The sequence below is a fragment of the Bacillus sp. PK3-037 genome, assembly GCF_054161355.1.
Genome location: NZ_CP096408.1, coordinates 3,236,059 through 3,257,434, shown reverse-complemented (window position 1 = coordinate 3,257,434; position 21,376 = coordinate 3,236,059). Strand labels below are relative to the sequence as shown.

Annotated in this window: 20 protein-coding genes and 1 pseudogene; 14 read left to right on the top strand and 7 right to left on the bottom strand. The window is 46.8% G+C overall.

The window, feature by feature from the left end; genetic code table 11:
- Both M1D69_RS16845 and M1D69_RS16840 read left to right on the top strand, forming a co-directional pair.
- Window positions 1-1,818, top strand: coding sequence for a sigma-54-dependent Fis family transcriptional regulator (locus M1D69_RS16845; protein WP_458105445.1), 1,818 nt, complete (start codon window positions 1-3; stop codon window positions 1,816-1,818).
- A gap of 52 nt (window positions 1,819-1,870) precedes the next feature.
- Window positions 1,871-2,050: a small acid-soluble spore protein H gene (locus tag M1D69_RS16840; RefSeq protein WP_003239795.1), complete on the top strand. Its 180-nt coding sequence runs from the start codon at window positions 1,871-1,873 to the stop codon at window positions 2,048-2,050.
- Window positions 2,051-2,085: 35 nt separating this feature from the next.
- Here the strand turns inward: M1D69_RS16840 and M1D69_RS16835 are convergent, their stop codons facing one another.
- The 6 genes from M1D69_RS16835 to M1D69_RS16810 are packed head-to-tail and all read right to left on the bottom strand — an operon-like array spanning window position 2,086 to window position 5,929.
- Window positions 2,086-2,415: a YnfA family protein gene (locus M1D69_RS16835; protein ID WP_458105446.1), complete on the bottom strand. Its 330-nt coding sequence runs from the start codon at window positions 2,413-2,415 to the stop codon at window positions 2,086-2,088.
- A 49-nt stretch (window positions 2,416-2,464) separates the two neighbouring features.
- Window positions 2,465-3,007, bottom strand: a complete 543-nt coding sequence (locus M1D69_RS16830) for a YfjD family protein (protein WP_458105447.1) — start codon at window positions 3,005-3,007, stop codon at window positions 2,465-2,467.
- Window positions 3,008-3,017: 10 nt separating this feature from the next.
- Complete coding sequence (locus tag M1D69_RS16825) at window positions 3,018-3,575, bottom strand: YfjD family protein (RefSeq protein WP_458105448.1); 558 nt, start codon at window positions 3,573-3,575, stop codon at window positions 3,018-3,020.
- 31 nt (window positions 3,576-3,606) lie between these two features.
- Entirely contained in the window at window positions 3,607-4,374 is a 768-nt protein-coding gene (locus M1D69_RS16820) for a hypothetical protein (protein WP_458105449.1), read from the bottom strand.
- Between the two features lie 11 nt (window positions 4,375-4,385).
- On the bottom strand, window positions 4,386-5,609 hold the full coding sequence (locus tag M1D69_RS16815) for a hypothetical protein (RefSeq protein ID WP_458105450.1): 1,224 nt from the start codon (window positions 5,607-5,609) through the stop codon (window positions 4,386-4,388).
- 5 nt (window positions 5,610-5,614) lie between these two features.
- A complete protein-coding gene (locus tag M1D69_RS16810) occupies window positions 5,615-5,929 on the bottom strand; it encodes a WXG100 family type VII secretion target (RefSeq protein WP_458105451.1) in 315 nt (104 codons plus the stop codon).
- 334 nt (window positions 5,930-6,263) lie between these two features.
- Between M1D69_RS16810 and glvA the strand changes: the two genes are divergently transcribed.
- The 12 genes and pseudogenes from glvA to M1D69_RS16750 all read left to right on the top strand — a co-directional run bounded on the left by glvA (window position 6,264) and on the right by M1D69_RS16750 (window position 20,714).
- Window positions 6,264-7,613, top strand: coding sequence for a maltose-6'-phosphate glucosidase (glvA, locus tag M1D69_RS16805; RefSeq protein WP_458105452.1), 1,350 nt, complete (start codon window positions 6,264-6,266; stop codon window positions 7,611-7,613).
- A 65-nt stretch (window positions 7,614-7,678) separates the two neighbouring features.
- Window positions 7,679-8,443: a MurR/RpiR family transcriptional regulator gene (locus M1D69_RS16800; protein ID WP_458105453.1), complete on the top strand. Its 765-nt coding sequence runs from the start codon at window positions 7,679-7,681 to the stop codon at window positions 8,441-8,443.
- A gap of 14 nt (window positions 8,444-8,457) precedes the next feature.
- Window positions 8,458-10,044, top strand: a complete 1,587-nt coding sequence (gene malP / locus M1D69_RS16795; RefSeq protein WP_458105454.1) for a PTS maltose transporter subunit IIBC — start codon at window positions 8,458-8,460, stop codon at window positions 10,042-10,044.
- Between the two features lie 104 nt (window positions 10,045-10,148).
- Complete coding sequence (locus tag M1D69_RS16790) at window positions 10,149-11,870, top strand: ABC transporter ATP-binding protein (protein WP_458105455.1); 1,722 nt, start codon at window positions 10,149-10,151, stop codon at window positions 11,868-11,870.
- Entirely contained in the window at window positions 11,864-13,678 is a 1,815-nt protein-coding gene (locus tag M1D69_RS16785; RefSeq protein WP_458105456.1) for an ABC transporter ATP-binding protein, read from the top strand. Before M1D69_RS16790 ends, M1D69_RS16785 begins: the two co-directional genes overlap by 7 nt.
- Before the next feature lie 162 nt (window positions 13,679-13,840).
- Window positions 13,841-14,245 carry a DoxX family oxidoreductase CatD gene (gene catD, locus M1D69_RS16780; RefSeq protein WP_458105457.1) on the top strand — a complete coding sequence of 135 codons (405 nt, stop codon included), beginning with the start codon at window positions 13,841-13,843 and terminating at the stop codon, window positions 14,243-14,245.
- Between the two features lie 17 nt (window positions 14,246-14,262).
- Window positions 14,263-15,120, top strand: coding sequence for a VOC family protein (locus tag M1D69_RS16775; RefSeq protein ID WP_458105458.1), 858 nt, complete (start codon window positions 14,263-14,265; stop codon window positions 15,118-15,120).
- A gap of 280 nt (window positions 15,121-15,400) precedes the next feature.
- Window positions 15,401-16,603, top strand: a complete 1,203-nt coding sequence (locus M1D69_RS16770) for a sensor histidine kinase (protein WP_458106124.1) — start codon at window positions 15,401-15,403, stop codon at window positions 16,601-16,603.
- Complete coding sequence (gene lnrK / locus M1D69_RS16765; RefSeq protein ID WP_059353371.1) at window positions 16,600-17,262, top strand: two-component system response regulator LnrK; 663 nt, start codon at window positions 16,600-16,602, stop codon at window positions 17,260-17,262. The genes M1D69_RS16770 and lnrK overlap by 4 nt, the downstream gene beginning before the upstream one ends.
- Before the next feature lie 143 nt (window positions 17,263-17,405).
- Window positions 17,406-18,341 (top strand): ABC transporter ATP-binding protein, encoded by a 936-nt coding sequence (locus M1D69_RS16760; RefSeq protein WP_458105459.1) that lies wholly within the window; start codon window positions 17,406-17,408, stop codon window positions 18,339-18,341.
- An 11-nt stretch (window positions 18,342-18,352) separates the two neighbouring features.
- A pseudogene (locus M1D69_RS16755) lies at window positions 18,353-19,542 on the top strand (ABC transporter permease).
- Between the two features lie 14 nt (window positions 19,543-19,556).
- A complete protein-coding gene (locus tag M1D69_RS16750) occupies window positions 19,557-20,714 on the top strand; it encodes an ABC transporter permease (RefSeq protein ID WP_458105461.1) in 1,158 nt (385 codons plus the stop codon).
- A 32-nt stretch (window positions 20,715-20,746) separates the two neighbouring features.
- On the opposite strand, the gene M1D69_RS16745 is transcribed toward M1D69_RS16750, so the two are convergent.
- On the bottom strand, window positions 20,747-21,346 hold the full coding sequence (locus M1D69_RS16745; protein ID WP_458105462.1) for a GNAT family N-acetyltransferase: 600 nt from the start codon (window positions 21,344-21,346) through the stop codon (window positions 20,747-20,749).
- Window positions 21,347-21,376 lie beyond the last annotated feature (30 nt).

Here is a 21,376-nt window from a genome sequence, read left to right as displayed (position 1 = left end):
ATGAATTCGGTCCCAAACGATTTGCAAACCTGGAAACGTTTTGTGAAAGACGGTGTGCTTGATGAAGCCCGAATAAGAAAACGGATCGCCGAGTCATGGCATCGCTGCAAAAAAGCTGAGGTCAATCCTTATTTAGAAAAAGGTCCGAAGGTTTTACAGCAAACGGAGCTGGTTCAGCAGTCAAACAAGCATTCATTCTTCTTGACGACCGCACAGCCTTATCTCGACAAACTGCTGCCTGCCATAAAAGAAATGGAAATGATGGCGCTGTTAATTGATTCAGATGGTGTTGTCCTGGCATTAGACGGCCATCCCCGCGCGCTCTATGAAGCTAAACGCATCAATTTCGTCGAAGGGGCATGCTGGACGGAAACGGCTGTCGGAACAAATGCGATTGGCACGGCGCTCCACATCAGCGAGCCGGTTGCAATACAAGGATCAGAGCATTACTCTATCGCTTCCCATCTTTGGAACTGTTCAGCCGCTCCGATTCACCATGAGGATGGCAGCCTTGCGGGTGTAATTGACATATCATGCCCGGCGGCAGGCGCGCATCCTCATATGCTCGGGATTGCCACGGCGATTGCCTATGCCGCTGAACGGGAACTCGCAGCTAAAAGCCGTGAGAAAGAGCTGGAGCTGATCAGCCGTTTTGCGGATAGAGCCGCATCACGTGTGCCGATGGTGCTCTGCAATACCAAACAGCATATCATCAGCGCGAGTGAAGCGATTCGAACCTCAATGCCGGATTGGCAGGGCAGGCACCTGTATGAATTGAAGGAACGGGGCTTTTCAATCGAGAAAGCCGTCACCATGGGGGATAGCGGCACTTGTTTTTATCTCTCGGAACAAAAGAAAAAGACGGCGTTTCGATTCAACGGAGTTATCGGGCAAAGCGTCCGATCGCAAGCGATGCTGAAGAGCCTTGAACGAGCGGCAGCGGCGGATGCAACGGTCTGTCTGTCGGGCGAAACTGGTACGGGGAAGGAAGTCGCGGCCCGCGCACTTCATGAGAACAGCGAGCGGCGGCACGGCCCGTTTGTTGCTGTCAATTGCGGAGCGATCCCGTCTGATTTGATTGAAAGCGAGCTGTTCGGCTATGCGGAGGGCGCTTTTACGGGAGCGAAACGAAACGGCTACAAAGGCGCCTTTCAAAAGGCGAATCAAGGCACCTTATTTTTAGATGAGATCGGAGAAATTTCCCACTCGATGCAGGTTGCACTTCTGCGGGTGCTTCAGGAACGCAAGATTACGCCGGTCGGCGGAACGAAAGAAATTCCGGTTAATATCAGAGTCATTGCCGCCACACATTGTGATTTGCGCGAGCTTGCCGAAAGCGGGAAAATCAGAGAGGACTTGTTTTACCGCCTTCATGTCTATCCGATTGAGCTTCCTCCTTTACGCGAACGCCCCGAGGATATTCCGGACCTCTTTCAGTACTACAAACAGAAAAATCATTGGCCTGGCGAACTTCCCCCTGCCTTTTTGGACGTACTGAAGCAATGGAAGTGGCCGGGGAATATTCGCGAGCTGTTTAATGTCTTTGAACGCCTTTCCATTAGGTTTCCGGACGGAAGGCTGAGGGATGAGCCGCTTACCGATTTACTGGAAGCAGCAGGACTGCCGATCATCCCGACGGAAAAAAAGCCGGCTGCTGCCGGCGCGCTGACCCTTCGTGAGCAAATCCAAAAAGATATCATCATCAAAGCGCTTGAATCCGCAAAAGGAAACGTCTCTCAAGCCGCCAAAATCAGTGGGATCCCCCGGAGCACTTTCTACAAACGGCTGAAAAAATTCAACTTGTCCGCTGAATCATAAAGCATATTTCTTTCAATAAATGGAAACGTTATGTATGAAGGAGGGTGTTAGAATGAATAGTCAAAGGGCGAAAGAAATTGTAGAATCTCCCGACATGAAGAAAGTAACATATAACGGCGTTCCTATTTACATTCAGCACGTGAATGAAGAAAACGGAACAGCGAGAATCTATCCGCTGGACGAACCTGAGCAGGAGCATGAAGTACAGCTGACCAACTTAAAAGAGGATTAAGCAAAAATGGCCCGCTTTATAAGCAGGCCATTTTGTTATCCGCGCGGGGCAAATAAAATCACACAGACGCCGATCAGACAAATGAATGCGCCGATCCAGTCATAGAGATCAGGTGTTTTTCGGTCGACAAGCCATCCCCATAGAACCGCAAGCACGAAGAATACCCCGCCATAAGCGGCGTATACACGGCCGAAGGAAGGGAAGGACTGAAACGTCGGAAGAATGCCGTAGACAATCAGGATCAGCGCTCCGGCGATCCCATAGCCGGCTGGCTTTGCTTCTCTCAGCCACATCCAAACCAAATACCCGCCGCCAATTTCGGCAAGCCCCGCCGCGAGAAATAATAGAATGGTCATCAGCATCACGCGCACCCCTCAACTTGCTTTTCACTTTCATTATAAAGGAGGAGTGCTGTTAAAGCTTTGGCTGATTCTCCATCACCTTCAAATACGTGTTTCGCTGACCCTCCGTAAACTGCCCAATCCAATTGCTTTTCGCCTCTTCATTCAGATGGGGAAGGATATAGCGTTCAACCGCTTCGAAAAACGAAGGATACGCGATAATATTCCAGGTAGGGATGCGAACAACCTTGCCGTCTGTTTTCTCGATGATCATATCCTCAAAAAAGATCCCTTTCAAACTGTAATGATACCGTCCCATATAAATCCGTTTTACCTCAGAAAACAGCACGCTGCGCTTTCTCGAGAAGATCTCGCCATCAGGCCCAGTCTTTACGCTGAAAATGACATTTCCCCGGCTTGTGAACGCCGGAAAAGCCATAAAAAATGTGATTAATCCATAAACGATCGCCATTAATCCTCCGCCCAAATAAAGCAGGGCATACTTAGATTCAAATGTGAGAGCTTCAAACACCAGCCACACTCCAGCAATAAAAGCGCCCCCTGTGGCGAGAAACAGCCAAGCCCTTAGAAACATCATGCTTTTTACTTCAATCATGGTGCTGCCCCTAAAGCTTCGGATGATTCTCAAATTCCTTCAAATACGCACTGCGTTGGATGTCTGTAAACTGGCCGATCCAATTGCTTTTCGCCTCTTCATTCAGATGGGGAAGGATATAGCGTTCAACCGCTTCGAAAAACAACGGATTCGGAATGATGTTCCAAGTGGGAATGCGAATGGTCTTCTGATCAACGGTTTGGATTAATATATCTTCCTGGAAAATTCCTTTTAGACTAAATTTATAGCGGCTCATCTCAATTTTCTTGATATCAGTAAACGTAACAGACACTTTGTCAGTGAACACTTCTCCATCTTTTCCTGTCTTGATACGGAAAATGGTATTTCCCCGCGGGGTGAAAGCCGGAAAGAAGATGATAAATAAATATAAACAAAACAAGGTGAACAGAAAGCCAGCAGGAATGGCTAATAGGTAATATTTCGTTTGAAACGTAATACCCATATAAAAGAGCCACAAACATGCTAATCCCATACCGGCAGATCCGACAAAAGCCCATATTCTCAGGAACATTTTGCTTTTGACTTCAATGATTTCTTGGTTTTTCAATGCTTTTCTCCTTTTGTTCATTCAATTCTTATCATTTTGAAATGATTTGATTTACAACATCCTTATGAGCAGGGAGGATAGAAAATTCATTCTGGGTGATGCCTGTGACAAGCCAAGTATGGTGGGCCCCCGGCAGGACAAATGCCATGTCAGCCACTTCAGGAGTGTTATCTTTGCCATATGCCAGACGCATCAGTGTATCCATTTTCCCTTTCCGCAAAGCCAGATCATTTACAAATCGGGTAACGTCCTCTTGGTGGTCATGTTTTTCAAGGAACTCTTTTAGATATGAAGGGTTGTCTGAAGCGCCCTCCAAGAGCTTTTCAAATTCATTTGATGTCAATGTCACAATCGATTCTCTTTTATCCTCTGTATCTATTATATGTAAAAACTCATCTGTCTTAGCAAGTAACCCTTCACTTGATTCCATTTTTGTCATGCGATGGACTTGTTCATCAAAAAGGAGTTCGTGAGAGTAGGTGCCGAATTTTGATACATGGCAGGACACATTCTGTTCGGCGCCTTGCCCGTTAAATTTAGAAAGCTTCACTGTATAGTCAGCGTCGTTTAATACATGGATAAACGGACAGTACTCGTCCTTTAACCGATATTGATGGTTCCGATATTCCGCTGCATCCTTAGCTAAGAGTGAGCGGCAAGCTGCTTCGAACAAAGCGCCGAGCTGTTCATCTTCTATTTCCGGAAAATAGGCCTGCTTCAAGGCCATTCCCTGTTCAAAAAACCCTTCGCTGTAAAAACAAAATAAGAGTTCTTCTATGCTGATCGTAAACTGCTTCATTGTTTATTCTCCTATCCAAATGAAAGTTTCCCTTTGAGGAAATGGGTTGCGCCGTGTATAAGCGAATCCGCTGTTTTCTTTGCTTTTTCCATTCCTTTTTTCGCGCTGTCTATTCCTTTATGTATCGTTTTATTTGCCGCATCTATGCCGTCATTCACTGATTTGACGACTTTGCCGGCTGATTCCAGCCCTTTTTTGGCTGTATCAACGACAGCATGGATCGGTTCTTTTAGCTTTAAGGCTGCTTTTTCGGCAAAACCGGCTGTATATTTGGCGATTTGTTCTCCGGCGACTCCGCCAATGTATGAACCTGCTGCCCCAAGAAGGACAGTACCCACAGGTCCTGCGAAGCTTCCGATTGCACCGCCGATGACAGCACCAGCTGTGGCACCGCCGGCAACAAAAATCGTATTATTCACAGCATTCCCGACGGCCTTGGCGTTTTCACGCTTGAGAACTTCCGGTTTGTCCTGGTATTTCGCGTAATTTTCAGCTATTTTCAAGCCCGCTCCGAACGTTTCGGTCGCACCGGTAATCAGTGTGGCGGTAATGGCATTTCCTTTCGCGAATTTCAATCCTGTTTTTCCGACATCCTTCAAAGTTGAGCGTACGCCGGCCTCATTAAGAAATCCTTTTGTGTAGCTCCTGACGCTGTTTGAAAAATCCACCGTATCCTGAGGAAAGTATTTTGTAAATTTTTTATGTACCAAATCCGAAAATGGCCGGTTAGTCTTTTTAAACAAATATTTAGGATTCAAAAGCACTCTGGCCGCTTTTTGATAACGCGAGCTGTCAACAGCTCTGGAAATATCCAATAGAAGTTTTGAGTGCTGGGCGGTATGCAAGCCGCTTGGCTGTTTCACAAATTTCGTAAGCCCTAATCCGTAATATTTTCCCTGTGTCAGCATCAGGGCGGTTAAGCTTGTCATCGTTCCGTATTTGTCGTAAGCGTTATAAAGCTTTCGTAAAATATTGTCTTGCTCAACAAATTTATCGCCCGTTTTTCTGATGAATATCTCATTGTCACTCAGCTTGCTGACGAGTGCTTTTCCTGAGCTCCAAGCATCCCCAACCCCCGAAAAACAGCTGCTGTAGCGCGGATCGCATTGTAAAATCAGCTGTCCCAGCTCCGCATGCAAATCTTTATATTTGTTTTCCATATCAGTTAATTCTGTGACCACATCATTTGCCAGCTGTTCAAGCTTATCCGGATCAACTGCAATGTTTCCTGACACGCTATTCACCTCTTGAGTTTATGTCTTTCCTCTCTTGCTTTTCTTTCTAATTCTTCCATTCTGGCAATCTCAGCTTTTCGTTCTTCTATTTTTACGGCTGCTGCCTTAAGTTCCTGGCTTGTTTCAAGCAGCTCCTGTTCGAACTGATCGTAGGCGGCTTTTGTTTCCTCGAAATCCTGGTCGAACGTGTTTCTTGCTTTTCCCTGCCAAGCATCGCCCAATGCAGATAACCGGGAGTCAAGGAGCATTTTTGAGCTTCTGACCTCTTCTGCGGCTGCACTGTACTGATTTGCAAGCTCGATGACTTTATGTGAGTCCAACTTTTGTCCCCTGCCTTTCCTAAATTAACGCACAAATGGATGTTTTATATAAATGATTATAAATAATTCGGCATGTATCCGAATCGTACAAAAGAACCTTTTCATAAGAATTGGAAGGGCGTATATTCACTCAAATTTCACAGATGGTGAGACTTTGAGATTACAAAAAGGTAAAAAAATCAAATTTGTTGAACTGATAGATAAGTGAGAAATTTCCCGCTCGATGGGAAAAAAAACTAAAACTGATCAAATGACCTAAGTGTGCCAAAAGCATTACAAGACAAGCTGGAACATGATATAAATAAAATGTAAACGTTATCAAGGAGGTCGTCATATGAAGAAAAAATCATTCTCAATCGTAATAGCGGGCGGAGGGAGCACATTTACTCCCGGGATTGTTCTGATGCTCTTGGACCATTTGGATGAGTTTCCGATCAGAAAGCTGAAGCTGTATGACAATGATAAGGAAAGACAGGAGCGGATCGCGGGGGCCTGTGACGTTTTTATCAGGGAAAAAGCACCCGAAATTGAATTTACAGCAACGACTGACCCGGAAGAAGCATTTACAGACGTTGATTTTGTCATGGCACACATCAGGGTAGGGAAATACGCGATGCGTGCGCTTGATGAGCAAATTCCGCTGAAGTACGGAGTTGTGGGCCAGGAGACGTGCGGACCGGGCGGTATCGCATACGGTATGCGTTCAATTGGCGGCGTGCTTGAAATATTAGATTACATGGAAACATACTCGCCAGATGCGTGGATGCTGAATTACTCCAACCCGGCGGCGATTGTGGCTGAAGCAACGAGACGCCTCAGACCGAACTCAAAAATCCTCAACATCTGTGATATGCCGGTCGGTATCGAAGACCGTATGGCGCAAATTCTCGGCCTGTCCTCAAGAAAAGAAATGAAGGTCCGGTATTATGGATTAAATCATTTCGGCTGGTGGACATCCATTCAGGATCAAGAGGGCAATGATTTAATGCCGAAGCTGAAGGAACATGTGTCTCAGTACGGATATATTCCGAACGCAGAGTCCGAGGCGGTGGAGGCGAGCTGGAATGACACGTTCGCAAAAGCGCGTGACGTGCAGGCCGCCGATCCGGACACATTGCCGAATACGTATTTACAATATTATCTGTTCCCGGATGACATGGTGAAAAAATCAAATCCGAACCATACGCGGGCAAACGAAGTCATGGAAGGACGCGAAGCCTTTATTTTCAGCCAATGTGATATGATCACGCGCGAGCAGTCCTCGAAAAACAGCGACATCAAAATCGATGATCACGCATCATATATCGTTGATCTTGCCCGCGCCATTGCCTACAATACAGGTGAAAGAATGCTTTTAATTGTTGAAAATAACGGGGCAATCGCAAACTTTGACCCGACAGCAATGGTAGAGGTGCCGTGTATCGTCGGTTCAAACGGGCCTGAACCGATCACAGTCGGAAACATTCCGCAATTCCAAAAAGGACTGATGGAACAGCAGGTATCAGTTGAGAAATTGACAGTTGAGGCGTGGACGGAAAAATCCTTCCAAAAGCTATGGCAGGCGCTCATTCTCTCAAAAACAGTGCCGAACGCCCGTGTGGCAAGGCTTATTCTCGAAGATTTATTGGAGGCCAACAAAGATTTCTGGCCTGAGCTTGATCAAAGCCCGAGCCGTATCTCATAACTGAAAAATCCCCCATTTTCGAAATCTATATTGTATATAATAGAAAGAAAATGGGGGGATATGATATGCAGCTTGAAGAACTGATTAATCAGCATTACAGTAAATTAAATGACAATGATTTTCATATTTTGAAATATATATTGAATCACAAGAGCACGTGCTATCGTCTTGGAATCGATGCCCTTGCGAAAGCGTGCAGCGTATCGCGTTCCTCGATTTTGCGCCTTGCCCAAAAGCTTGGTTTCAGCGGCTACAGTGAATTTCGCGTTTTTTTGAAGTGGGAAGATCAGCCGGAAGAAGGCGAGAGTATGAGTTTTCAAAAGCTGCTGGATGATATTGAAGCAAATTTGAAATATATTAGAACAAAGGACATGACGGACATGTGCCAGCTGATTGATGAAGCGGACCGCATTTTCGTATACGGGTCCGGAACGGCGCAAAAGATATGCGCCCATGATTTGCAAAGAATGTTTATCCCTCTCAATAAGTATCTGATTTTAATTGAGGGCAGAAATGAATTTGACCAGATGCAGGATGATTTTAAGGTGAATGACCTGTTTATCATCATTTCGCTGTCCGGAGAAACGCCTGAGCTGATTCCGCAGGCAAGGATGCTTTCGGCAAAGGGAGTTCCCTTTATTTCCATTACGAATTTGAAAAACAATGTCCTCGCCCAGCTCACGCCGCATAATCTTTATGCGACAAGCAAGCCCGTGACATTGAGTGATAAAAAAGAAATTGTCGCTTTTGCGCCGTTTTTTCTCGTTGGCGAAGCATTGTTCCGCGCATATGTTGATTACAAAGAAGCTGAAAAAAACGACATTGAGTAGCAGGGGGTTTTGGTATGATGCAAAAAGTCCAGCGCTTTGGAAGCGCGATGTTTGTGCCTGTATTATTATTTGCGTTCGCCGGCATTATCGTGGGTGTCAGCACGCTTTTCAAAAACGAAACCCTGATGGGGCCGCTCGCTGATCCTGACGGGTTTTGGTATCAGTGCTGGTATATCATTGAGCAAGGCGGCTGGACGGTGTTTAATCAAATGCCGCTTTTATTCGCCATCGGCATTCCAGTCGCTTTGGCGAAAAAAGCCCAGGCGCGCGCTTGCTTGGAAGCGCTTACGGTTTATTTAACGTTTAATTATTTTGTCAGCTCGATCCTGACAGTCTGGGGAGGCGCCTTTGGCGTCGATATGAATCAAGAGGTCGGCGGAACGAGCGGATTAACGATGATTGCCGGTATTAAAACGCTTGATACCAACATTATTGGAGCGATCTTTATTTCTTCCATTGTCGTATTTTTGCATAACCGCTATTTTGATAAAAAACTGCCTGATTTTCTCGGCATCTTTCAAGGCTCCACGTATATCGTCATGATTTCTTTCTTCATTATGATTCCGGTCGCTCTGGCCGTGTCTTTTATCTGGCCGATGGTCCAAACGGGAATCGGGTCGCTTCAAAGCTTTCTTGTCGCTTCCGGGGCGGTGGGCGTTTGGATTTACACATTATTGGAACGGATTTTGATTCCGACCGGTCTTCATCATTTTATTTATACGCCGTTCATCTACGGCCCGGCTGTGGCGGAAGGCGGGATCGTCACGTATTGGGCGCAGCACCTTGGTGAATATTCACAAAGCGCCAAACCGCTGAAGGAGCTCTTCCCGCAAGGCGGATTCGCGCTCCACGGCAACTCGAAAATCTTCGGCATTCCGGGAATTGCGCTCGCGTTTTATGTAACAGCCAAAAAGGAAAAGAAAAAACTTGTCGCCGGCCTGCTGATTCCTGTCACACTCACGGCGATCGTCGCCGGCATCACAGAGCCGATTGAGTTTACTTTCTTATTCATCTCTCCTTTCCTATTTGCGGTTCACGCCGTACTCGCCGCGACAATGTCGACGGTCATGTATATGGCCGGTGTTGTCGGAAACATGGGGGGCGGGTTAATTGAGGCGGTTACCCTGAACTGGATTCCGCTCTTTGGCAGCCATGGTATGACGTATGTGTATCAAATTCTGATTGGTCTCTCATTTACTGCAATTTATTTTTTCGTCTTCCGATTTCTGATTCTCAAATTCAATATTGCCACACCGGGAAGGGAAATTGACGATCAGCAGGAAACAAAGCTGTATTCGAAACAAGAATACAGAGAAAGAAAAAACAAAAAGGACGAAACAGCCTCCGCTACAGAAACGGCAGATGAAACCGCTGCATTGTACATCGAAGCGTTAGGCGGAAAAGACAACATCACCGAGGTCACAAACTGCGCCACCCGCCTCAGAGTCAGCGTCAAGGATGAAAAAAAGGTCGAACCCGACAGTGTCTTCCGCGCGCTTGGCGCACACGGCGTCGTCAGAAACGGGAAGGCGTTTCAGGTGATTATCGGATTGAGTGTGCCGCAGATGCGGGAGCGTGTGGAAAAACTATTAGATCAATAAAGCAGACCCTCCTTTTTGGGAGGGTTTTCGTTTGCCGTCAAAAAGACCATCATAGTAAAGTAAAAAAAGAGACAATCGAGTATAAGGGATTTGGAGGCTTTTACATGTCAAAGGCTTTATCATATTTAAAACCATACTCACTTCTGGTGGGAATTGCGCTGATTCTCATGCTGACGGAACTCGCGGTTGAACTGGTACAGCCTCTATTGATCGCAAAAATCATCGACGATGGGATTTTGAAGCAAGACATGCGGCACGTTTGGATATGGGGTGCGGTCATGATCGGTCTTACCATTTTATCATTTGCGGCGGGGATGCTGAATTCCTTTTACGCTGCCCATGTGAGCCAAAGCTTTTCCTATGACACGAGAAAAGGGCTTTTTCAAAAAATCCAGTCCTTCTCTTATTCAACATTTGGACAGTTTTCGTCCTCATCCTATATGACAAGGCTGACAAACGATGTGACACAGGTGCAAAACCTGATTTTTATGAGTCTGAGGTTTATGCTGCGTGCGCCGCTAATGATTGTGGGCGGCATTGCGCTGTCACTGGCTGTTAATGTGAAGCTCGGCTTTTTTCTTCTTGTGACGATTCCGATCCTGATTTTGTTTTTGCTTTGGGTACTGAAAAAGGGCGGGGCGCTGTTCCGGTCTGTGCAGAAACGGCTGGATCAGGTGAATACGATCATGCAGGAGAATTTAACCGCGATCAAGCTGATTAAAGCGCTGCTGCGCGGAAGCCATGAGGTCAAGAGATTTATCAAAGCAAACACGATGCTGATGCGAAAAACGGTCTCGGCGTTTCAGCTTGTAGAATTTACGATGCCTGTGCTGATGCTGCTGATGAACCTCTGCATTCTTTTTATTTTATGGGCGGGAGCTCACAGCATCACAAGCGGAGGTTCTCAGGTCGGCGATGTCGTTGCGGTTATTAACTATGCGACACGGATTACGGGTGCGCTTTCTATGTTCCCGTTTTTGATTATGATTTTCACCCGGGCAAAAGCCTCAGGCGACAGAATCGGCGAAGTGCTTGAAACAGAAGGTGACGAGCAGGAGGAAGGATTACTCTCAGCTCGCTTGTCAGGCCGAATTGACTTTCAGGATGTGTCCTTCCGATATCCGGATATGGACAGAGAAGCGCTGCGCAATGTCTCATTTTCCGCAAAGCCGAAAGACACGATCGCGATTCTCGGGGCGACGGGATCAGGGAAATCGACGCTTTTTCAGCTCATTCCGCGGCTTTATCAGCCGGATTCGGGCAGCATTTACATAGATGAAAAGCCTAGTGATGACTTTCCGGCGGAGGGCCTTCGCAAGCAAATCGGATTTGTGCCCCAGGAAGTGCTCTTGTTCTCAGGCACTATCAAAGAAAATATTGCTTGGGGCAAAGAAAATGCTTCGCTTGATGAAATAATGGAAGCGGCCAAACACGCGCAAATCCATGAAACAATCATGAAGCTTCCGAAGGGATATGATACCGTCCTGGGACAAAGAGGCGTCAATTTGTCCGGCGGCCAAAAGCAGCGGATTTCTATTGCAAGGGCATTGATCAGAAAACCATCTATTCTTCTTTTGGATGACAGCACAAGCGCGCTTGACCTGCAAACGGAAGCGAATCTGCTTGAGGCCATCAGCACATATGAGTGCACCACCTTAATCATTACACAAAAAATAACAACGGCCATGAAAGCTGATGAAATCTTGCTGCTCGAGGATGGAGAGCTGATAGAAAAAGGCACACACAGCCAGCTGCTTTCTGACTCACATTTATACAAACGCATTTACGAGTCGCAATTCGGAAGGGAGGGGAGCGAGTCGTGCTGAAAGACATCCGCAAGCCTTTCCAATACCCCAAAATCCCAATTGATAAAAAAGAAAGCGCTAAAAAAAGAGCGAAAGCAAAGGATACAAAAGGCACCCTGAGACGAATCTGGTCTTACCTGGCAGAACGAAAAGGGCTGCTCCTACTCGTTATGCTGATGGTCGTAATCAGCGCGATATTCGGGCTCCTCGGCCCCTTTGTGATCGGAAAGGCTATCGACCATTTCATCGTCGGCCAGACGGTCAGCGGGCTTATTCCCGTTCTGCTCATTCTGCTTGGCATATATCTCATTCAATCTTTATCACTATGGTTTCAAAACTATTGGATGATCACGATTTCGCAAGGCATAGTTTTTAGAATGCGAAGCGAGCTGTTCACCCATCTGCATGAGCTGCCGATCCCGTTTTTTGATAAACAGCGGCATGGTGAGCTGATGAGCCGGGTGACCAATGACATTGAAAATGTCAGCTCCACTTTAAATACGTCGGTGATTCAAATTCTGTCAAGTGTCATCACCTTCGTCGGAACGATTGCCGTCATGCTGTATATGAGTCCGCTGCTGACGGTGATCACGCTGACGATCATTCCGGTAATGGCCGTAAGTCTGAAATGGATCACAAACCGTACGGGAAAACTGTTTAAAGAACAGCAAAAAAATCTTGGCGAGCTGAACGGATATATTGAAGAAAGCATTTCAGGGGCAAAGGTCATCAAAGCGTATTCACGGGAAGACCAGATTACAGCTGAGTTTCTGAAAAAAAACGCCGCGCTCAAGACTTCAGGCTTCTGGGCACAGACGATTTCCGGCTTTATCCCGAAAGTGATGAACTCTTTAAACAATTTAAGCTTTACGATCATTGCTGCAATCGGCGGACTGTTTGCGCTGAAAGGCTGGATATCCATCGGCACCATCGTTGTCTTTGCCGAGTACTCAAGACAGTTCACGCGTCCATTAAATGATCTGGCCAATCAGTTTAATACGATGCTGTCCGCTATTGCCGGCGCTGAACGGGTGTTTGACGTACTGGATGAAAAAGAGGAGCGAGAGGATGAAAAGAATGCCCTGCATCAGCCGATACAAACAGGCAGCATTGAATTCCGAAATGTTTCCTTCGGCTACGAGGAAAACAATCAGACACTGAAACACCTCCAATTCACAGTGCCGGCCGGGCAGTCAATCGCCTTTGTCGGCCCGACGGGAGCGGGAAAAACCACTGTTACCAATCTGCTTGCCCGTTTTTATGAACCCGAAGAGGGGAGCATTTTAATTGACGGGATTGATATTAAAAAGCTGACAAGGGCGAGCCTGAGAAAAAATATGGGGTTTGTGCTTCAGGATTCGTTCTTGTTCCAAGGCACGATCAGAGAAAATATCCGCTACGGCAGGCTCGATGCCTCCGATCAGGAAGTCGAGGCCGCAGCAAAAACAGCGAATGCCCACAGCTTTATTGAGCGGATGCCAAAAGGATATGATACAGTGCTGACGCAAAACGGCTCGGGCATCAGTCAAGGACAGAAACAATTGATCTCCATAGCAAGAGCCGTGCTGGCCGATCCGGTTCTGCTCATTTTGGATGAAGCGACAAGCAACATTGATACCGTAACAGAAGTGAAAATCCAAGAAGCGCTTGCCCGTTTAATGGAGGGGAGAACGAGCGTCATTATTGCCCACAGGCTGAATACCATTCAAAGAGCGGATCAGATTGTCGTATTAAAAGACGGCGAAATGATTGAAAAAGGCAGCCATGATGAGCTGGTACGCCAAAAAGGATTTTACAGTGACTTATACGAAAGCCAATTTCAGAAATAAAGAAAAAGACCTTTGTCCTGCACAAAGGTCTTTTTTGTTACAGATTTATAGTACTTTTATTTCAATTTCGTAAAATGTAACAAATTTACTTGACGTAAACAAGTTATGTATATATACTAGCTTACATTAAGTAAGTGATAACATTTATCAAGGAGGATAAAAATGAATAAATCATTTGAAATTGGCACATTACTTTTAAGAGTCATCACAGGTATTATCTTTTTTGTTCACGGTTTATCAAAGTTTCAGGCAATGGAGGGCACCATCCAATTTTTCGGCAGCGTAGGCCTTCCAAGCTTTATGGCGTATGTCATCGCAGCGATTGAACTCGTTGGCGGAGTGCTTGTCTTCTTCGGATTGGCTACACGTATTGTCGGTGTACTGTTCGCTCTTACGCTGATCGGCGCCATCATCACAGTGAAGCTGAAAGCGCCATTCATGGGCAATGCGGAATTTGATTACCTTCTGCTTTTGACATCCATTCACCTGGCGCTTACTGGAAGCAGATTCCTGGCACTGGACCCATTCGTGTTTAAAGCAAAAAAGAACGAAAACGTATCAGCATAAGAAAAGAGGCATACAGCATGACCAGCATTCATGAGGATACAACCATCGGCTATGTCAAACTCACAATCCGCAGTCTGGAGCGTTCCCTTCAGTTCTACTGCAACGTGATCGGCTTTCAAGTCTTGAATCAGACGGACCGCCAAGCTGAATTAACGGCTGACGGAAAACGCCCCCTGCTTATTCTGGAAGAAAATCCGAGCGCTGTCGTCTTGCCTGAACGCACGGTAACGGGTCTGTATCACTTTGCGATTTTGCTTCCCAACAGAAAGGAACTTGGTATCGCGCTCGCCCGCTTGATTGAAAACGGGATTGCCCTCGGACAGGGAGACCACGCTGTCAGCGAGGCGCTCTATCTCTCTGATCCTGACGGAAACGGAATTGAAATGTACGCTGACCGTCCTCGCAGCATTTGGCAGCGGGGTCGTGAAGGAAACTACGTCATGACAACAACTGCTGTCGACATCGAAGGCCTTTTGGAAGAGACCGGAGAAGAGCGGAAAACAACACTTCCAAACGGTACGGTCATCGGGCACATTCATCTGCATGTCAGCGATCTGAAAGAAGCAAAAGCGTTTTACACAGATGTGCTGGGCTTTGACATTGTCGGAGACTATGCGGGCATGTCTGCTCTCTTCATTTCAGCCGGTGGCTACCATCATCATATCGGCTTAAATATTTGGGCGGGAAGAAACGCGCCGCCTAAACCGGCAAATGCGAGCGGGCTCGACTATTACACCGTTGTCCTGCCTCATCAGGAGGAACTCAAACGTGTGTCGGACCGAGTCAAAAACGCTGGATATTCGCTTGAAGAAACGGAAAACCATTTTCTTGTGAAAGACCCTGTCTCCGGAGCACATATCAAATTTGTGATTTAACTGTCATCCCTTTGCCGTAAAAAACGGCAGAGGGATTTTTTATTTCTGTCCGCCTTGTTATGATGGGAGAACCAACCTGTTAGGGGGCGTTTGAAACCATCTTGTATCGGGCACAATCGCTTTAAATAGAGCTCATTTTACATCCATTATTCGAATAAATAAGTGAAAGCACCGCATATGACATAAAGTTCATATGCGGTTTTTATTTTCCAGAAACACCTGTAAAAAATAACAGGAGGCAGGTATGATAAGAAAGGAATTGCTTATAGGAGTGATGAGCGTGAAAGCTCTTTTATTTACAAGAATATTCACCTTGATGGTGAGCTGTTCAATGTATCTGTCCCTTGTAAAGGATGATAACTGGTTTGAATATCTATTTATCGCGTTAGGAGCTGCCGTGTATGCAGCCAATCATTTTCTGCTGAAAACAGAGAAGTATGACGTCTGGTTTTGTCTGATTGATCTTACGGTCGGCTTTTCGTTCGGATTCATGTTTCCCGGCAATGGTTTGTTCATTATTATGCTATGCCCGGTAGCTGTCGCATTTTTTCTGCGCGGGTTCAATAGAAAAATGGCATGGTTTCTGTTATGTCTTTGCTCAATTTTGTTTTCAATTGTCCTCATACGTACATATCTGCTAGCCGGCAATGAATATGTCATGGATCACATCACCAGCATGACATTTGTGGTGTTCTGCGGAGTCGTCGGCAAATTAATCCGCAAACTTCTTGAAGCACAAGAAACGGCAAAACAGCAGTTTCAGGAACTGACAGATTCGCATCGGGCGCTGTCAGCAGCACACCAGGAGTTGCATTTATATGCGAAGCAGGTCGAAGAACTCACCGCCATTCACGAGCGGAACAGAATGGCACGGGACATCCACGATACTGTAGGGCACAAAATGACGGCGCTTCTTGTCCAGCTGCAGCTTCTGCGTGAATGGCAAAAAAGAGACAGCCGAAAAGCAGATGAGACAGTCGGCGTCTGTGAAACGCTCGCCCGTGAAGCACTCGGCGATATCCGCTTATCAGTCCGAACCCTGCAAACGGAGAACGATCCCTCATTCATTGAATCGCTGAAACAACTGACAGAAGACTTTTACAAAAATGCGGGCGTCACATCTGAACTGACGGTCAGCGGCGATCCTGCGCTGGTCCCGCTGTCTCTGCATCCGACTGTGATCAGAACGGTGCAGGAGGCGCTGACCAATGCAAAACGTCACGGCGGCGCCACTGCCTGCTCGATTCAGCTCACGTGTTCACCGGAAACAGTCAGTCTTTTGATTAAAGATGACGGAAAAGGAAATCCTGAGGCCGCGCTGGGATTTGGTCTCTTGAATATGAAAAAGCGGGCGGCCGAACATGGCGGGATGATCCGTTTTGAAAGCGAGCGGGATCAAGGATTTACCGTGATGGCGGAATTTTCTTTGGCCAATAAAAAATGGAGCTTTGGGCCCACACAGCAAAAGGAGAGTTTATCATGATTAAAATCATCATTACCGACGATCAGGATATCGTCAGAGAAGGGCTGGCGTCTCTGCTTCAGCTCCGGGAAGAGCTCGATGTCATCGCCACGGCGCGAAACGGACAGGAAGCCTTTGAAAAGGCGAAAGAGCTGGAACCGGATATCGTATTGATGGACATCCGCATGCCGGTGTCCACCGGGGTGGAGGGAACAAAATTGATCACCAGCTCGCTGCCGGGCGTAAAGGTGCTGATGCTGACGACCTTTAAAGATTCAGAGCTGATTGCCGAAGCGCTTGAAGAAGGGGCAAGCGGGTACCTGTTAAAGGACATGTCTGCCGATACGATTGTGAAAGCGGTGATGACTGTTCAATCAGGAGGAATGGTGCTCCCGCCGGAACTCACAGCCCAAATGCTGAATGAATGGAAACGGGAAAAACAGCTGAAAGGAACGGAAGAGAAAGAAAAACCGAAGGAACTGCTCGACCTGACCGAGCGTGAAATGGAAGTGCTGACTGAGCTCGGGTACGGACTGAACAATAAAGAAATTGCCGAAAAGCTGTACATTACAGAAGGAACAGTGAAAAATCACGTGTCAAACATTATCAGCAAACTGTCGGTCAGAGACAGAACCCAAGCCGCCATTTATTCCGTCAGACATGGCGTATCTGTCTTTTGATAGATGACGTTTGGCATATGCGTTGCCCTGAAAAGGCCTGTCACAGGCCTTTTTTTTATGCCCGATGTTCTATCCGGCGCCACATGTTTCACGCCTCAATCTCCTCTACAATGGCAATGGGATAAAAAAAGGAGTGAAACGGCGTGCTTCAAGCAGAAAATATCAAAAAGGCATACGGAAAAAAAACAATTGTCAAAGGAATCTCTTTTTCCTTGAGAAAGGGTGAGTCGTTCGGACTGCTCGGACCGAACGGAGCGGGGAAGTCCACAACCATTTCTATGATTTCCGGACTTGTGCCGCTTGACGGAGGGGAGATTACAGTCGGCGGGTATGCTATCGGTAAAGACACGAACAATGCCAAGCAAAAAATCGGCATCGTCCCGCAGGAAATCGCGCTGTACCCGACACTGACGGCTCAAGAGAATCTCATATTCTGGGGAAAAATGTATGGACTCACGCATGGAGAGGCCAAAAAACGATCAGCAGAAGTTCTTGAATATGTAGGGCTTACTGAGCGGGCTAAAGATAAAATCGAAACATTCTCCGGCGGAATGAAACGGAGAATCAACATCGGCGCCGCCCTTATGCATAAGCCTGAGCTGCTTATCATGGATGAACCGACCGTCGGCATAGACCCCCAATCGAGAAATCATATTTTAGAAACAGTCAAACAGCTCAACGAAACAGGCATGACCGTGATCTATACGAGTCATTACATGGAAGAGGTCGAGTATTTATGTGACCGAATCGGCATTATTGATCAGGGAGAAATGATTGCGATCGGCACAAAAAACGACTTGTGCAGCCGTCTTGGAGGAGACACGATCATCCAGATGACTGTCAGCGGGGCAGATGAAGGATTTCTTTCTGCTATCCGCTCGCTTGCCCATGTGAATGATGTAACAGTGAATGAATCTGAGCTCAAAATTGAGGTTGCTGCGGCGCACCATGAGAAAGTAGTCACCGGCCTGCTCACGGAAGCCGCTGCCCATCAAACGAATCTCCTGTCTCTTCAGGTGCAGGAACCAAATCTGGAACGGCTGTTTCTGAATCTGACAGGCCGCACATTGCGGGATTAGGAGGGGCGGCGATGAAAAAAGCAATATGGATTGCATGGAAAGATGTCAAAATCAGAATCACGGACAAAAAAGGGTTTATGCTGCTTATCCTAATGCCGCTGATCTTAACAGCCATATTAGGGGCCGCTCTTGGATCAATCCTTGGCGGAGGCAGCGAGATTGATGAAATCAAAGTCGGCTATGTCCAGTCTGATCAGTCAGGCGCGTCGAAGATGTTTAAAACAGATGTACTTGAAAAAATGAAGATGATCAAGGTCACAGAAGCCGGCAGTAAAAAGGAAATGAAAAAGCTGCTGGCGGAAAAGAAAATTGACGTCGGAATTGCCGTCCCGGCACATTGGGGATCCGGCAAGAAACCGGCCGCTGTCTATGCTGGCACTGATCAGGAATTAAAAAGCTCTATCATAGAAACGGCTGCAGTGTCTTTTATAGACCAATACAAGGCAGTACGAGAAGCGGCATCCGCCTCGATGGAATATGTCACCAAGACGGAAGCTGTAAAACAAGGAAAGCTCAATCCTGCCCTCATTGCAGAAAATCTTGCTAAGACGCTTGAAAAAGAAGCGGGTGCCAGGCTTGCTGTTACGGAGAAATCAGTCGGCGCAAAAGAAGTTACCAGTTTTCAATACTATTCGGCGGCAATGCTTTGCATGTTTATGCTGTTTCATATGACGGTCGGCGCGAAATCATTTTTGCTGGAAAAGGAAACAGAAACCCTTGCCAGACTGCTGATGACGCCTGCGCAAAAATACGCCATTCTCTTCGGGAAGTGGCTCGGAACCTATTTGTTTGCCATTATACAATTTTTCATTTTTCTTATTGTGACCATCAATGTATTTGATGTGGACTGGGGAGACAATCTCTTGTTAGTCTGCGTGCTGGGGCTTTCCTACGCAGCAGCTGTATCCGGCATTTCAATGCTTCTTGCTTCGTGCATCAGCGATATGAAGTCAGCAGATGTTTTAGGAGGTTTTGGCATTCAGGTGCTTGCTGTTCTCGGCGGTTCTATGCTTCCGTTTTACCAATTTCCGGATTTTCTGCAATCTGTTTCAAAGGCGGTGCCAAATCGATGGGCGCTCGAGGGCTTTCTCTCCTTAATGGAGGGGGAGGCTGGGCTGAACTTCAAACGCCGGTCCTTCTTTTTGCGGCAATCGGTCTTTGTTCACTGGCTGTTGGCATCAGAAGGCTTCACACAAGATAAGGAGGTAAAACACGGTGAAAAAAATCATAGCCATTTGCGGCATTGAGCTTTCTCTCATTTTTAAGAAGCCGCAGAACTATTTAATGATGTTCGCTGCCCCGCTGCTGCTGACCTTTGTATTCGGCGGTATGCTCGGCGGAAATGATGATAAGGTGCGGCTTGCGATCGTCGATCAGGATGACACGCTTCTTTCACAGCATTATATCCGGGAACTCAAGCAACATGATGATATGTATACATTTCAAACGATGACTAAAAGCAAAGCTTCAGAAAAACTGAAACAAAAGAAAATTGCCGGAGTCATCACCCTTTCCCGCTCTTTCCAAGAGAAGCTGGAAAAAGGAGAGAAGCCGGAGCTGGTCTTCAGCCACGGTCCAGAGCTGACAGAAGCGCCAGTCGCTAAACAGTATGCCGAAAGCAAGCTGGCAAAGCTCAACATTCAGGTAACCGCGGCAAAAACAGCGGCCGAGGCGGCGGGGGAGAGCTGGAAATCGGCTTATAAAACGGTAATCGCCAAAGACCATGGAGATAGCGCCCCAGCTGTAAAACGGGAATCTCTTAATGATAAAAAAGAAGGCAAGGGCGTAAGTGACACAGCTTCACGAGCTGCAGGCTTTTCCATTCTGTTTGTGATGCTGACAATGATGGGGGCAGCGGGCACGATATTAGAAGCGCGGAAAAATGGCGTCTGGCCGAGACTGCTCACCGCGTCTGTCAGCCGCGCGGAAATCGGAGCGGGGTATGTGCTGTCGTTCTTTGTGATTGGCTGGATCCAATTTGGAATGCTGCTTCTCGCATCCCATTGGCTGTTCGGAATCAGCTGGGGCAATCCGGCTGCGCTGATCGTGTTAGTATCCTTTTTTCTGTTAGCAGTCGTGGGCATCGGGCTGATGATTGCGGCCAATGTCAGAACGCCAGAACAGCAGCTTGCGTTCGGCAACTTGTTCATCATTGCAACGTGTATGGTAAGCGGAATGTATTGGCCGATAGACATTGAACCGAAATTGATGCAGTCCGTTGCTGAATTTCTCCCGCAAAAGTGGGCGATGAGCGGACTGACAGACATTATCGCTAACGGGGCAACCATCACGGATATACTCGGCATTTGCGGCATCTTGCTTGCTTTTGCCGCCGTCACCTTCACAGCGGGGCTGAAAGCGCTCCGAACGTAAAAGCATCAGCCTCCGGGCAGATGCTTTTATCATTATATCGTGTGTTCTGTCAGGTTCAGTCTTTGTTCCAAGTGTTGTTTGACGGACGGCCAGTCACTTTCGATAATACTGTAAAAGACGGAATGACGAAATGTTCCGTCTTTTCTGATCATTTGGTTTCGTAATATTCCTTCTTTCACTGCTCCCAATCGTTCTATCGCCTTTTGGGATTTGATATTCCGTTCATCTGTTTTAAACTGCACCCGAATGGTGTTCATCTGTTCAAAGCAATACTGTAAAAGTAAATATTTGCACTCAGTATTGACGGCTGTGCCCCATACCAAAGGATGAAACCACGTCCAGCCGATCTCCAGGCTTCTGCTGTCAGGCGACATATACAGAAAACGAGTCGTGCCGACGATTTTGCCGGTTTCACGATGAAAGATCACAAAAGGAAATGCTGCTCCGGATTTTTTATGATGCAATGCTTCCTCAACAAAGTCCTCCATATCATGTGCGGTTTCAATCGTTTTCGGCAAATGGGTCCAAATTCTTTCATCATTTGCCGCTTCATATAAACCTTGAATATGGCTCCTGTCCATCGGCACCACTCGGATCTGTTTGCCCATTAATTCATTCAATGTCACATTCATTTGACGTCCTCCTGCATAAGAGTAGCGGAG

What these genes read in the sequence shown, in the direction of transcription:
- M1D69_RS16845 (WP_458105445.1), top strand. Translation starts at nt 1, where the DNA reads ATGAATTCGGTCCCAAACGATTTGCAAACCTGGAAACGTTTTGTGAAA.
- M1D69_RS16840 (WP_003239795.1), top strand. Translation starts at nt 1,871, where the DNA reads ATGAATAGTCAAAGGGCGAAAGAAATTGTAGAATCTCCCGACATGAAG.
- M1D69_RS16830 (WP_458105447.1), bottom strand. Translation starts at nt 3,007, where the DNA reads ATGATTGAAGTAAAAAGCATGATGTTTCTAAGGGCTTGGCTGTTTCTC.
- M1D69_RS16820 (WP_458105449.1), bottom strand. Translation starts at nt 4,374, where the DNA reads ATGAAGCAGTTTACGATCAGCATAGAAGAACTCTTATTTTGTTTTTAC.
- glvA (WP_458105452.1), top strand. Translation starts at nt 6,264, where the DNA reads ATGAAGAAAAAATCATTCTCAATCGTAATAGCGGGCGGAGGGAGCACA.
- M1D69_RS16800 (WP_458105453.1), top strand. Translation starts at nt 7,679, where the DNA reads ATGCAGCTTGAAGAACTGATTAATCAGCATTACAGTAAATTAAATGAC.
- malP (WP_458105454.1), top strand. Translation starts at nt 8,458, where the DNA reads ATGATGCAAAAAGTCCAGCGCTTTGGAAGCGCGATGTTTGTGCCTGTA.
- M1D69_RS16790 (WP_458105455.1), top strand. Translation starts at nt 10,149, where the DNA reads ATGTCAAAGGCTTTATCATATTTAAAACCATACTCACTTCTGGTGGGA.
- catD (WP_458105457.1), top strand. Translation starts at nt 13,841, where the DNA reads ATGAATAAATCATTTGAAATTGGCACATTACTTTTAAGAGTCATCACA.
- M1D69_RS16775 (WP_458105458.1), top strand. Translation starts at nt 14,263, where the DNA reads ATGACCAGCATTCATGAGGATACAACCATCGGCTATGTCAAACTCACA.
- lnrK (WP_059353371.1), top strand. Translation starts at nt 16,600, where the DNA reads ATGATTAAAATCATCATTACCGACGATCAGGATATCGTCAGAGAAGGG.
- M1D69_RS16745 (WP_458105462.1), bottom strand. Translation starts at nt 21,346, where the DNA reads ATGAATGTGACATTGAATGAATTAATGGGCAAACAGATCCGAGTGGTG.